Origin of the sequence: Aliidongia sp. (assembly GCF_035943795.1) — a bacterium.
Taxonomy (GTDB): Bacteria; Pseudomonadota; Alphaproteobacteria; order ATCC43930; family CGMCC-115725; genus Aliidongia.
The window spans coordinates 1-12077 of sequence record NZ_DASZBY010000074.1 but is presented as its reverse complement, the minus strand read 5'-3'; the positions used below and the strand labels follow the sequence as shown (position 1 = coordinate 12077).

13 protein-coding genes are annotated in these 12077 nt (G+C 64.5%); 3 read left to right on the top strand and 10 right to left on the bottom strand.

The features are described 5' to 3' along the window. A partial coding sequence (locus VGV37_RS13165; RefSeq protein ID WP_326880140.1) for a hypothetical protein occupies window positions 1-481 on the bottom strand: 481 nt, incomplete at its 3' end. Between the two features lie 468 nt (window positions 482-949). Between VGV37_RS13165 and VGV37_RS13160 the strand changes: the two genes are divergently transcribed. Continuing rightward, window positions 950-2371, top strand: a complete 1422-nt coding sequence (locus VGV37_RS13160; protein ID WP_326880139.1) for a lysozyme inhibitor LprI family protein — start codon at window positions 950-952, stop codon at window positions 2369-2371. A 7-nt stretch (window positions 2372-2378) separates the two neighbouring features. Here VGV37_RS13160 and VGV37_RS13155 read toward each other — a convergent pair whose 3' ends face one another. From VGV37_RS13155 to ampC, 7 genes are all read right to left on the bottom strand, one after another. Then, window positions 2379-2684: a hypothetical protein gene (locus VGV37_RS13155; protein ID WP_326880138.1), complete on the bottom strand. Its 306-nt coding sequence runs from the start codon at window positions 2682-2684 to the stop codon at window positions 2379-2381. A 3-nt stretch (window positions 2685-2687) separates the two neighbouring features. Further along, window positions 2688-4103, bottom strand: a complete 1416-nt coding sequence (locus tag VGV37_RS13150) for an MBOAT family O-acyltransferase (RefSeq protein ID WP_326880137.1) — start codon at window positions 4101-4103, stop codon at window positions 2688-2690. A 54-nt stretch (window positions 4104-4157) separates the two neighbouring features. Then, the gene (locus VGV37_RS13145) at window positions 4158-5474 is read right to left on the bottom strand and encodes a hypothetical protein (RefSeq protein ID WP_326880136.1); all 1317 of its coding nucleotides are present in this window, start codon (window positions 5472-5474) and stop codon (window positions 4158-4160) included. Between the two features lie 17 nt (window positions 5475-5491). Then, window positions 5492-6229: a DUF459 domain-containing protein gene (locus VGV37_RS13140; RefSeq protein WP_326880135.1), complete on the bottom strand. Its 738-nt coding sequence runs from the start codon at window positions 6227-6229 to the stop codon at window positions 5492-5494. Window positions 6230-6782: 553 nt separating this feature from the next. After that, window positions 6783-7013, bottom strand: a complete 231-nt coding sequence (locus tag VGV37_RS13135) for a hypothetical protein (protein ID WP_326880134.1) — start codon at window positions 7011-7013, stop codon at window positions 6783-6785. A gap of 136 nt (window positions 7014-7149) precedes the next feature. Then, window positions 7150-7611, bottom strand: coding sequence for a VOC family protein (locus tag VGV37_RS13130; RefSeq protein WP_326880133.1), 462 nt, complete (start codon window positions 7609-7611; stop codon window positions 7150-7152). A 100-nt stretch (window positions 7612-7711) separates the two neighbouring features. After that, window positions 7712-8857: a class C beta-lactamase gene (ampC, locus tag VGV37_RS13125; protein WP_326880132.1), complete on the bottom strand. Its 1146-nt coding sequence runs from the start codon at window positions 8855-8857 to the stop codon at window positions 7712-7714. 228 nt (window positions 8858-9085) lie between these two features. On the opposite strand from ampC, the gene VGV37_RS13120 reads away from it, so the two are divergent. After that, window positions 9086-9424: a hypothetical protein gene (locus VGV37_RS13120; RefSeq protein ID WP_326880131.1), complete on the top strand. Its 339-nt coding sequence runs from the start codon at window positions 9086-9088 to the stop codon at window positions 9422-9424. 54 nt (window positions 9425-9478) lie between these two features. Here the strand turns inward: VGV37_RS13120 and VGV37_RS13115 are convergent, their stop codons facing one another. Beyond that, window positions 9479-10264 carry a thioredoxin family protein gene (locus VGV37_RS13115; RefSeq protein WP_326880141.1) on the bottom strand — a complete coding sequence of 262 codons (786 nt, stop codon included), beginning with the start codon at window positions 10262-10264 and terminating at the stop codon, window positions 9479-9481. Between the two features lie 121 nt (window positions 10265-10385). Further along, a complete protein-coding gene (locus VGV37_RS13110) occupies window positions 10386-10973 on the bottom strand; it encodes a hypothetical protein (protein ID WP_326880130.1) in 588 nt (195 codons plus the stop codon). A 99-nt stretch (window positions 10974-11072) separates the two neighbouring features. Here VGV37_RS13110 and VGV37_RS13105 point away from each other — a divergent pair, with 99 nt between their 5' ends. Then, entirely contained in the window at window positions 11073-11453 is a 381-nt protein-coding gene (locus tag VGV37_RS13105) for a DUF4112 domain-containing protein (RefSeq protein ID WP_326880129.1), read from the top strand. Window positions 11454-12077: the final 624 nt, after the last annotated feature.

The following is a 12077-nucleotide window of genomic DNA, read 5'->3' as shown; positions in this document are numbered from 1 at the left end:
TGAAGGTGAACTGGGTCTGGGTGTCGGTCTTCGCCTGGTTGGCGTTGCCCTGGGTGCCGTTCAGCAGGTTCAGCTGGGTCGTGGCGATGGCGTTGGTGACGCCGCCCGTCAGCAGCGAGCCGGTGATCGACGAGGTCGAGGACGAGGTGCTGCCGCCGATCGAAGCCGGGGTCGCGGTCTCGGTCACGGTGCCGGTGTTGGTCACGGAAACGGCACCGGCGTTGGACGCGGTGTACGGGCCTTCGTTGCCCGTGCCGTAGGGCGCGACGCTGGCGGTGGCCGACAGGCTGGCGCCGTTCGTCGACAGATGGGTCAGGACCTGGGTGATGTCGAGAGCGGTACCGTCGAGGCCCGTGGCGCTCAGGGTCGCCGAGGTGACGTCGATCGTGGCAATCGCGACCGCATCGGCCTTGGCTTCGCCGGCGCCGACCAAACCAACCATCAGGGCGCCGAAAGCGACGCCAGCAAGATTCATCTTCATAATCAATTTCCTAAAATAAGCTGGCGACTTTTCTTTTAGACACCAGCGCGTTAAAGTCCGTGCACAACCAGCTTTGCATGCATCGTGCCAGAACAATCAAATCATTGATTTGCTTAGATATAATTAACAAGCCTCTGTCGCGCATCCGGCCAAATTGTTAAGATTTCCGACACTTTGGGTCGACACCGCCCGACGAACGCATAACCTTGGGATGCGCCTTTGCCGATCGAATGCCGTTTCGACTTCGGGATCGGCACCATGGGCGCCGCCCCGCGCTATACCAGGGTATGAAACCTGTCGTCCGCTCTGGCAAAACGGTTTAAAGTCGGGCAGTAACGGAGGGTCGGCTCGCCGTGATGCGACGCCCTCCTCCCTGGGCCTGCCCGACGATCGCAGCGCTCCCTTCCGACCTCGCCCGTAGAGTTGAGACCCGATGCCGGTGCCTTGCCTCGGAAAGACATGCGCCTGATGCGACTCTCGTTCATTGGCTGGGCCGTCGCGGCAACCCTCGCCGGCCTGTCCGCGGGACCGTTGGCCGGCCACGCAGCTGGCCCGGCCGCCGAGGCTGCATCCCCTGCCAAAACGTCGCCGGCGCCGAGCTTCAGTTGCGCCAAGGCACCGGGCGTCGACGAACAGCTGATCTGTGCCACCCCCTTGTTGCAGAATGCCGACACCGACCTGTCGACCGCCTATCGGGCGGCGCTCGCCGCCTCGACCGTGCCTGCCCACGTGGCGAGCCTCAAGGCCGACGAACGAAGCTGGATCGTCGAGCGCAACAGCGAGTGCCAGATCAGCAAATACACGGTCCTGACCGATCAGACGCGGCCGGGCTACATCGATTGTTTCCTCGACGAATATGCCGAGCGCATCGCCGATCTGGAGCAGATGACGCAGCGCCCGACGATCGACCCGACGGCCGTCTCGCATCCGATCCGCAAATCCTTTCTCGATAATTCCTCCACGACGGCGGCCCTGCCCGACGGCGTCGCCTTCACGACCATCGACATCCCGTCGGACAGCACGAAGCTGCCGGTGTTTGCCTGGGGCCGTGACGGCGCGCTGTTGATCCTGGCCCTCCGCCAGAATGGTGAGGGCGTGCTGTCGAGCTGGCGGCCCGGGGCGCCCAAGACCCTTGCCACCATTCCCCAGGCCGTCCGGTTCTCGCGCGTCTGCGTGCTGGGCGACGGCACGCCGGTGCTGGTCGGCGATCGGGGCGACGAGGTGGGCGTGGTCTCGGCGAGCGGCGGGTTCCAGGTGATCGACTGGTCCAAACTGACGCCGCGCATCATGCATGGCTGCGGCCTCGACCTGTCGACCCTGCTGGTGTCCAACGGTGGCGACACGATCCTGACCCTCGGTCCCAGCCGTCTCGGGGCTCCATCGACGCAACGCTTCGTTTCGCTGACCGCGGGCGCCGGTCCCCAGATGGTGAAGCCGCCGGTTCGCATCGACGCGCGGATCCACCTGCGCGGCACCTTCCTGCCGCAGGTCGGCAAATTCGTAGTCAGCGCCGCCGACCGCCTGCCCGAGATGCAGGGCGCCGTCGAGCGGCGCTGGTCCAAGACCAACTGCCTGCCCTATTGGCTGATCGCGCCGGACAATGGAGAGGCCGGCGAGGCCTGCATTCCGTTCGGCCCCTATGTCCGCGCCGTTCCCCAGCCCTTGCCGACCAGGTCCGGCGTCTTCTTCGCGGCCGACAGCTATGGGCTCTACCGGGTCAGCGGTGACAGTGCGCAGCAGGTGCTGAGCGGCGCCATCGAGCAGCCCGTGGTCTCGAACGACGGCTGCGCCGTCGCCTTCGCCGTCGCGGCCGGCACCGGCATGATCGCCAATCGGAACGGCCTGCTGATCGTCATGAACGCTTGCCCCGCGGTCAAGGCCACGAACTGAGCCGCGGCTAACCGGAGCGCCAGCGCAGCGCCTGCAAGGCCGAAAGCAGTTTGTGCAGAGTGTCGGAATATCCCGTGACGCGGACATGGACCATCTGGTCCTGCCAGGCTTGCGCCACCAGCAGCAGGTAGTCGCTGAACGGTCCGATCGGCAGGTTGTTGACCCAGGCCAACAGATCCTTGGAGCCCAGGACCAGCGCCACGATGCTGCCGGCCGCCACCGCCGCGCACACGCCCGGCAGACCCGATGGCAGGGCATCCTCGACCGTTTCGATCTGCCTCTGATAGACGATGGCGGGGGTTTCTTTATCCATGGCTCAGAACTGGAAATAGATGAAGGGCGCCATGCCGCTCGGCCCCAGGCTGTCGATGGCGACGATCAGCGCGCCGGCAACCGCACCCCAGGCCACCAAGGGAACGCGGGCCATCGACGTCTCCAGCCGCGCCACCCAGTCCGGCGGCAGGAAATGCAGCGACATGGACAGACTGAGCAGTCCCAGGTTGAAGGGGGTTGCCAGCGTAGGCGCCGTCCCGATCCGGGCGAAGCCTGCGATGAACGACCAGGCGTGGCCGAAATCGGCGGCCCGAAAGAAGACCCAGGTCAGGCAGACCAGATGGAACGTGACCAGCGTGGCCGCGATCTTGCGGCCCGGTGTCAGCGTCGCCGGCTTGAGGCCACCCTTGAAGAACCGGTGCTCGATGATCAGCGCCAAGCCGTGCAGCCCGCCCCAGATCACGAAATTCCACGAGGCGCCGTGCCATAGCCCGCCCAGCAGCATGGTCAGCGCCAGGTTGCGGTAGCGCATCCACGCGCCGCGGCGGTTTCCACCCAAGGAAATATAGAGGTAGTCGCGCAGCCATGACGACAGCGAGATGTGCCAACGCTGCCAGAAATCCTGGAAACCCACTGCCCGGTACGGCTGGTTGAAATTCACCGGAAAGCGGTAGCCTAGCAATGCCGCGATGCCGATCGCGATGTCGGTATAGGCGCTGAAATCGCAATAGATCTGGGCGGCATAGCCGTAGTTCGCCAGCAGGATGTCCCAGGCGCCGTATTGTGTCGGGTCGAAGAACACGTCGTCGGCGAGACCGGTCGCCAGATAGTTGGCCAGCACGACCTTCTTGAACAGCCCGCCCAGGATCAGCAGCAGCGCCCGCCGGGCACGGATGTCGTGCGGGTCCACCGGCGCCGCGATCTGCGGCAGGAAATGCGAGGCACGGACGATCGGCCCCGCCACCAGCTGGGGGAAGAATGCGATGTAGAACAGGATGTGGCTGAGCCGGGCCGGGCGGGAGATCTTCCGCCGGTAGATGTCGACCACATAGGAGATGCCGTGGAAAGTGAAGAACGAGATGCCGACCGGCAGCACGATCTCCAGATAGGGAATGTCCCGGCCCAGCTTCAGCGTCTCGATCAGGGCGTTGGCCGAGTTCAGGAAGAAGTTGAAGTATTTGAAGAATCCGAGCAGCGCGAGATTGAGTGCGATCGCCAGCGAAACCAGCAGCTTGCGCCGACCGTCGCCGGTCGCTCGATGGATCAGATGCCCCATCAGCCAGTTGAACACCGAGCTGCCGCCGAGCAGGAAGCAGAAGCGCCAATCCCACGCGGCATAGAAGCCGTAGCTGACCAGGATCAGGAACGCGAGGCGGGTTCGCGGCAGCCGCACCAGAGCCCAGGACACGAAGAAGACGGCCAAAAAGAACAGGCCGAAATTAAGCGTTGGGAACAGCATGTCCCGGCGTCCTGAGCGGTCGGTGGGCGTTTCGTCCGGTGATGGACGCGGAGATCATAGCGGCGCCGCGTTCGCGCGGCGCGCGCGGGGATAGGCGGCCAATCCGTCGGTCAGCCAGCGATAGAGATCCTGGCCCAGCAAGGCATAGCCGGCCGGCGTGAAATGGATATGGTCCGGCCGGGCGAGCGGCGGCACCATCGCGGCCCAGGCATTGATGCCGCCGGACCGTCGCTGGATCTCGGCACCGTTCCAGAACGCCACCTGATGACGTACCGCTTCATCGAACTGCAGCCGGCGGACCATGTCGAGGGCCGGCAGGGTCTTCCACGGACACCCGGCGTTGCAGTTCTTGCCCTGCCGGCTGCCGTCGGTCGGGCCGGCCACCAGCAGGGAGCTCGGTCCCGCCCAGTGCCGCAGCTTGTCGAGCACGCCCGCGAAATCCGCCTGGTAGGCGGCGGGATCGAAATTGATCTGGGCGCCCTCGTTGGTGCCATAGGCAAGGATGACCAAAGCCGGACGCATCAGGCCCAGTTCCTGGCGCGCCAGCGAACCCTGCCAATTGTCGACGATGCCGGCAGTGGCGCTGACCACGCCGAAACTGTCGAGCACGATGCCCGGATCGTCGCGCTCCGTATCCCAGGCCAGGATCTCGATGCCCTTGCGGTCGGCGACGACCCGCATCGTGTGGGCACCGCCGTTCGGCGCCACGACCTGGGCGCGGCCGAGCGTGCCGGCCGGACCGGCAACCTGGAAGGCTTCGACCAGATGGTCGTCCAGGTAGACCTCGAGCTTTCCGCCCCCCGGCCGGCGGACGAAATCGACGTAGCCGCTGTCGAAACCCCGCGGATCGGTCACGGCCAGCGACAGGCTGGCGTCCGGGCTGTTGCTGACCGCGGTGAAGCCGCTGATGCCGTAGTCGGAAAATTCATGGTCGGTCAGGCTGTTGTGGTACTGCCACCGCCCCGCCTGGCTGACCAGCATGTCTTTCTTGCGGATGCCTTCGTACGGCACCCCCGCCGCACGGGCGCCGATGCCGCCATTGCCGAACTTGGCCTGCAGCCGGTCGCGCAACTCGCCGGTGAGGAAGTCCGCGGCGGTATGGCTGTCGCCAAGCTGGATGATCCGGACATGCTGCTGCTTGCCGGTGCGCAGCGCCTCCATCTGGAAGAAGAAGACATCCAGCGGGTCATAGGAAGACCGGAAAGCCACGTCCTGCGGCACGAGCGCGGACGCACCGTCCGGAGCAGGACCGGTTCGTGCCGGCGCGGAGACCCCACGCTCGACCGGTTCGCAGCCGATCAACAGCAGCAGCGCCACCGCAGCCAGCGACCTGCCCAACAGCTTCAAGCCCCCGCCGGGTCTGGTCGGCATCGCCGTCCGCGGCGCGGTCAGTTCTGCGGCCCGGCGGCAGGCGGCGCATCATGGGCCGCCGTCGCGGGCACCACCGCCAGTTCCTTGTAGATTTTTTTGGCGATCAGGCCGTAGCCGTAAAACGTGAAGTGGACGCCATCCTGCAGCCGCACCTCGCGCAACTCCCCCTTCGCATCGGGCAGATGGGAGGCGAAGGCGCCATCCGAGCCCTTGAAATCCTCCGTCAGCGAAACGAACGTCCCCCCGTTCTTCACAACCGTATCCTGGAGCAGTCCGTTCAGGAACAGCGCGCCCTTGTTCAGCGTGTCGTCGCGCAGGACCGGCAGGCCGACCCAGATGACCCGCACCTTATGCTGTCGGCAGGCCTCGATGATCTGTTCGATGCGGCTGACATAGACCCGGGTCCAGCCAGGAGACTGGAAGACGAAGCCCTTGTGATCGTCGTCGCGCAGGCTTTCCTCGTCGTTGGCGCCGAACATGACGACGGCGACAGTGACGTGGTCGCGGTCCAACGTATCGGCGAAGCCATCGACGAAGCTGCGGATGTCCGGCTTGGTGAGGCCGGTCCCGACCTTGCTGTCGCGAAACAGCTTGTCGTCGGGATGCAGCTCCTGATGCAACCCGGCCCAGGCACCATCTGCCAGGGAATCGCCGAACACCGCGATATTGCGGCTGTCGGCGGCACGACCGGGCGACGGAACGAGGGACAGCGCCAGAGCGCCGAGACAAAAACCCAACCGGCCGATCGCAAACATTTGGTATCTCGCATTCCCTGCAAGAACGCTTCAGGCAGAGAGCCCTTCCAGATGGAACCAGCCCCGAAAAGGGCGGCGGACGAGCATCTTTGGGGGGTGGTGATGAGGAAAATCGGAGCGACGCGCCATCGGCGGTCAGCATCGGTTTAGGCGCCTTCTCGGAGTGTGTCCAGACGGTAAAGGGCTATTTTCAACCGAGGCCTGTCGCGACTGGTACAAAGGTCGAACGACTGCCTTTCGCCGCGTCCTTCGATACCCATGATGGGCATACCAAGCCGTCTCGTTGGGAAAAATCGGAGAGTTGATGACTGAATCGAACCACGTCGCTGCGACGACGACTCGCACGCTCCACGGGCCAAAACCGCGGTGTAGCAAGTGTGGTTCCTACCTCTGTTCGATGGTTCACGACGGGGCTAGGCCTCCGACCGCGCATATCTTCGTCGGATCAAAGGCGCCCTGGTTCACGATCACCGACGAACTGCCCCAATTCGACGGGCATGCCGAGGCGGCCGGGCCGATTGCCGGATAAGCCCGCGCTACGATGCCGGCGGGGCTATTGATAGTCGTTGAGAAAGGCGCCGATCGCCAGGCCGGCGGCGCTCGCTGCCAACAGGATCATCAGTGGCATGCCGCCGAGCCGCTCTGCCGCATCCTCGTAGAACCGTGTGACGGCTTCCGCGAAATCGCGGGCCTTGCTGGGGAATTTCGCGTGCGAATCCCCGGGAAACGCGCCCGCCTTGCTGTGGAGCCGCCCTGCCGTGCCCATGACCGAATGGTGTCCCATATCGGATCTCCAGCTTTGAGTTCACTCGTAGAACCCATGGAGGAGCAAACGGTTCCGCATGAATCGACATGATTTTAATCGATCGACGGCCAATCGCGGGTGGTGCCTGAGGAGCATCGCCCGCGATTGGGATCTTTCAGCCGCACATCGCGTGCACGGCCTCCCGGATCTGCTCGGGCGTCACGTCCCGGACGTGGGTCGCGACGGCCCAGGAATGGCCGAACGGGTCACGGAACTGACCGTAGCGATCGCCCCAGGGCGCGTCCCAGATCGGCATCGCGACCTCGGCACCGGCAGCGACCGCCCGCGCGAGCACCGCATCGGCGTTATCGACGGAGAGATGGATCGTGACCGACGATCCATTGCGTGCCGTCGGGCCGAGCAGGCCGCACTGCGGCATCTCGTCGGTCAGGAATACCGTCGAATCGCCGATCCTGAGCGCGGCGTGAGCGATTTTTCCATCGGGACCGGCCAACCGGCCGACCTCGACCGCACCCAGCGCCTTCTCGTAATACGCGATCGCATCGACGGCATTCGCGCAAACCAGATGCGGCGTCACCGTGTGCATCCCTTCCGGGACCGGCCTTACATCGGACATCTCGGTTCCTTCCTGACTGTCGCCGTCAGCGAAGGCTGCGGCTCCTACAAATGACGATCGGTCCGGCGTGCTTCCGACATGCCCACGGATTTATTTCCCATCAGTTTTGCGACGCGCCGCCCAGCCGCGTCAGGATGTCGTAGGCCGCCGTCACCCGCGCGGCGATCGGATGGTTCTTGTTGGCCAGCAGGACGATGCCGAGCCGTTTTCCGGGGACGAAAGCCACATAGGCCGCAAAGCCGTTCGTCGACCCCGTCTTGTCGATCAGCACGTCGCCCCGCGGTGGCGATGGAGGGTCGAGGGCGGTCGCCGGATTGGCTTCGTAGCTGATCTGGCTGGAGTTCCCCGCCAGCAGGTCCCGCAGTTCGACCGGATAGCGGTATTGCTCCCAGATCAGATCCTGCGTCATCGCGCCGATCCGATAATATCCCGTGTGCGTATCCATGATCGCCCGCTGCAGGTTCGCATCGAGATCGATCATCCCCATGTTCGCCTTGATGAAGCGAAGCATTGCGCCGGCCGTCGTCCTGACGCCATAGGCCTCCGACGCGAGCATCCCGGGGGCCATCCGGATCGGCGCGTCCTTCGTCGTATAGCCCTGCGCATAGTTTTCCATCTGCGACTTCGGAACCTGCAGATAAGTGTTTTTCATGCCCAGGGCCGGAAACAATTTGCCTTCCATCACCGCGTCGAAGCCCTGGTCCATGCGCTGCGCCGCGATCAGCCCCAGCAGCCCGATACTTGGATTGGAATAGATCCGGTAGGTGCCGGCCGCGTGTGCCGGCTGCCAGTTCCGGAAATACGCCATCAGCTGAGCATCTGTGGTGATCTCGTTCGGAACCTGCAGCGGCAGGCCGCCGGACGTGTGGGTGCCGAGATTCAGCAGGCTCACCTTATCGAAGTTGCTGCCGCTGAGGGACGGCAGGTATTTGCTCGCCACGTCCGTCAGCGCCAGTTTGCCGTCGACCTGCGCATAGGACGCGAGGGTCGCGGTGAAGGTCTTGCTGAGCGAGCCGATCTCGAACAGCGTGTCGGCCGAAACCGGCTGCCCCGTCGCTTTGGACGCCACGCCATAGGTATAGACGTACTCCTGTCCGTCCACGACGAGGCCCACCGCCATCCCCGGAACGCCATACCGCTCCATCATCGGCCGGATCGCCTGCGCGACGACCTGCTCGATGCCGGCCCTTTGGTCGGCCGCCTGGCTACCTGCCGGCAGCAGCAGCACAGACAGACTCAAAACCATCGAAGCCGCTCCGTGCTGCGCGCGACGCGTCGTACCCATTCATTCCTCCCACCCGGTGACGCGCGCACTCTCGCGCGGCACTTCGTCGGCGGGCAAACGAGCAAAACTCGGACGACCCATTAGAAAAATTTGTCGCTCTCAGCCTGACTCCCCAGGCGCGAACGGGTATGTATTCGCTCCTCACTCTATCACTTTCGAGACTGACGAGGCCCTGTTAGGCTGATCACAATGAGCCGACAAGAAATCCTCATCTCACTTGTTCAGCTGGACGCTTCCGTGGCCGTTCTCAAAACGGCTTTGGCGACGTTCGGCTGGGATTCCGATCCGCTGGCTACCCTCACGCGGAGCGATTTGATTTCGGTCCTGCAGCGATTTTCCGACGGCGAGCTGGATTGCAGCACCGTCGAGGCCTGGGCAAATCTGATTGAGGGTCGCGAGGACATCCAGTTTGAGCCAGGGCACGAAGAGACGGTCGCCAATGCTGTCCATGATCTCGCCAATCCGCAACTGCAGGGTCAGTTGCAGGCCATGACACCCATGGTCCTCGACCGCCTTGCGCGCGGATGATCTGCGGCCTCGGAACGAAGCGACATCCGACGCCACTCCTTTGTGTGCCCTACTTCAGCCCTTGCCGTATTCGTCGTGGCGGCGGAACCAGGTACTCGTCTCGTTGCGTCCCCGGGGCGCGCGGTCGAGCCATTGATACATGCCCCACAGGCCATCCACGCCCCGGGAATAGGTGGAGTAGGTGTGATAGACCACGCCGCCTTCAAGCACGAATGCGCTCAGGCCCGGCCGCTCGCGCGTGTAGGTGGCCACGTCGGTTCCGGTCATGGCCGCGATCTCGGCGACCGGCCCCTCGCCGCGTTTCGTCAGCGCGTCGCCTATCCCGTGGTCCGTCCACGGCGCCTCGCGCTGGTAATTGTAGTCGATGGCGCCGGTCCGTTGCTGCTGTTCGGTGAACGAGGTGCAGAAATCGAGGCTGAAGTCGCTGTCGAGCGATGACGCCCAGGGAAACGACCAGCCCATCCTGAGTTCGTACGCCTGCAGCGTGGCGAGCGGCGCCCGCGACACCGCGGTGAGCGTCACGTCGTGGTTTTCCAGATGAACGACGGAGCCGTCGAACCCGTCCGCGATCGCCGAGCACGAAGGGCATCCCGCCTTGTAGTCCGGCCCGAACATGAAGTGGTAGACGAGCAGCTGCGAGCGCCCTTCGAAGAGGTCCGCCAGCGAGACGATCCCGGCGACGGTATCGAACCGGTATTCCTTGTCGACCCGGACCCAAGGCAGCGCCTGCCGCTGCCGTGCCACGGCGTCGCTGCGCCGGGTCAGTTCTTTCTCCGCCTCGAGCAACTCGAGCCGGGCTGCCAGCCATTCCTGCCGTGTTCCGGTCCTGGACATCGTCATCGCGTTCACTCCTCCTGCTCCGTGCCTTGGCCAACCCGGCGGGCCGGTCGATGGCCGTGACATCGATTAGCGTCCGGCAGCGGATCAGCGGGAGTGACAAGTGTGTCGGGCAGAGGAACGCTCAGCGCGCGATGAGCCGGTCGAGATGCTGCATCCAGGTGCTCACGGGCATGGCCGGGCGCGGGACGAACGTCTTGTCGGCGAGGCCGGTGGGTTTGTTGCTATCGAGATCGCGGAGCCCGGGAATGAAATATTGCGGAATTTCGCGCCCCGGCCAGGCGAGCGGCCGGAGCGGCTGCCCATTGGAGCCCCCCTCGAAGACGGGAACGCCCGCGCCGCGAAACGCGCCCAGCGCCCCGGATGTCACGACCTGGAAGACCGTGTCGAACACCCCGTAGCGCTCCGCGACCGACAGCTTGTAACGCCCGAGCGACTGAAGCTCGCCGCCGATGATCCTCACCGACGAGCAGAGGTCGAGGAAGGATTCGTCCGACATCCACCAGGGGCTGCTGAGGTTGATCGCGTCCGGCACCGCGCCGCGATCGCTCCTCGAGTGACCGATGCGGAACAGCACCGATCCGCGCCGGATCTTTATCTCGCGCATGTCGTGCATTCCGCCCTCGGCGCTTCGCCCGACCTCGTCCCAGCCCATCGCCTTGGCGCGCCAGCGATCGTATCGCCGGGGATCGGCGAATTCGGCTTCGTTCATGACTCCCAGCATCGGCATCTCCACTTCCGTGACTGGGCGAGCTTATCGCGGGAATGCGTCAGTCGCGCAACGCCAATGGGCATACGGCGTTCATCAGGCATGCCCGATCCTTATCCGCCGATACCCGACGATCTGACGGCCGAACGCTTGCGACGCTTGCGCAAGGTCGCCTGGTTGATCGACGCGGCGCTTCGCGTGCCCGGCACCCGGTTCCGATTCGGCCTGAATAGTCTGATCGGCCTGCCGCCGGGTGTCGGCGATGCCGCGCTGGCGATCGTGTCGCTCTATTTCGTCGTGGAGGCGACCCGATTGCATGCCCCGAAGCGCCTCCTCGGCCGCATGATGCTCAACATCGTCATCGAGGCCGCCTTGGGCGCGGTTCCCATCCTGGGCGACGTGCTCGACGTGTGCTGGAAGGCGAACCTGCGCAATGTGGCGCTGTTGGAAGACGCGCTCGGCCGTCCGGGCGATCGGTCGTAGCGCAACCGACGGCATCGCTCCCCGGGTTGCTCCCGCATGACGAGCGATCGAGTGCCGCTCCGGGTCGAGGCCGTGTAAAAAACGCGCTCCGTTGTCAACGGGGCTTATTAAATTCAACGTCTGCGGCCCCTGGCGTCAGTGCATTGGCCGGCGCGGTTAGGCCCTGATTGCCTTGAGGAGCGGTTGAACCCCGAGGATTTGGATCATCCTCTTCATGTTGTAGGCCAGAACGTGGAGGCTCATCTCGCTTCAACGACTCAAGCCGGGTTGTCCTCGGTCACGTAATCATGGCGGGATGGCGGCAACAAAAACGACTGAGCTCGGTCTTCTCCCTCAACGAAACGCCCCGTGACCGGCCCTCCGAAATCGAGCCGATTCTAGCAGGTTCACTCGCGTTTTTACACAGCTTCGGTCCGTTTGCGGAAATGGCCTATACGGCCTGATAGGGTAGATGAGGGTAGCTCCATTCCTTGGGGCCTGGGCGAAACCGAGCTGTGCCAAAGCGATCGGCGCGCTACAGAAGAAGGGCGGCGGCCCTACACCGAACCGGAACTGCGTTGTGCCAAACCCACCGGCACCGAGCCGAAACGCGTGTGTAAAGCGCGTGTGCGCGCCCGTCACTCA

Bases quoted from the DNA above. Each gene is read 5' to 3' on its own strand.
- VGV37_RS13155 (WP_326880138.1), bottom strand. From the start codon at position 2,684: ATGGATAAAGAAACCCCCGCCATCGTCTATCAGAGGCAGATCGAAACG.
- VGV37_RS13130 (WP_326880133.1), bottom strand. From the start codon at position 7,611: ATGTCCGATGTAAGGCCGGTCCCGGAAGGGATGCACACGGTGACGCCG.
- VGV37_RS13115 (WP_326880141.1), bottom strand. From the start codon at position 10,264: ATGACGATGTCCAGGACCGGAACACGGCAGGAATGGCTGGCAGCCCGG.
- VGV37_RS13110 (WP_326880130.1), bottom strand. From the start codon at position 10,973: ATGAACGAAGCCGAATTCGCCGATCCCCGGCGATACGATCGCTGGCGC.
- VGV37_RS13140 (WP_326880135.1), bottom strand. From the start codon at position 6,229: ATGTTTGCGATCGGCCGGTTGGGTTTTTGTCTCGGCGCTCTGGCGCTG.
- ampC (WP_326880132.1), bottom strand. From the start codon at position 8,857: ATGGTTTTGAGTCTGTCTGTGCTGCTGCTGCCGGCAGGTAGCCAGGCG.
- VGV37_RS13135 (WP_326880134.1), bottom strand. From the start codon at position 7,013: ATGGGACACCATTCGGTCATGGGCACGGCAGGGCGGCTCCACAGCAAG.
- VGV37_RS13145 (WP_326880136.1), bottom strand. From the start codon at position 5,474: ATGCCGACCAGACCCGGCGGGGGCTTGAAGCTGTTGGGCAGGTCGCTG.
- VGV37_RS13105 (WP_326880129.1), top strand. From the start codon at position 11,073: ATGCCCGATCCTTATCCGCCGATACCCGACGATCTGACGGCCGAACGC.
- VGV37_RS13150 (WP_326880137.1), bottom strand. From the start codon at position 4,103: ATGCTGTTCCCAACGCTTAATTTCGGCCTGTTCTTTTTGGCCGTCTTC.
- VGV37_RS13160 (WP_326880139.1), top strand. From the start codon at position 950: ATGCGACTCTCGTTCATTGGCTGGGCCGTCGCGGCAACCCTCGCCGGC.
- VGV37_RS13120 (WP_326880131.1), top strand. From the start codon at position 9,086: ATGAGCCGACAAGAAATCCTCATCTCACTTGTTCAGCTGGACGCTTCC.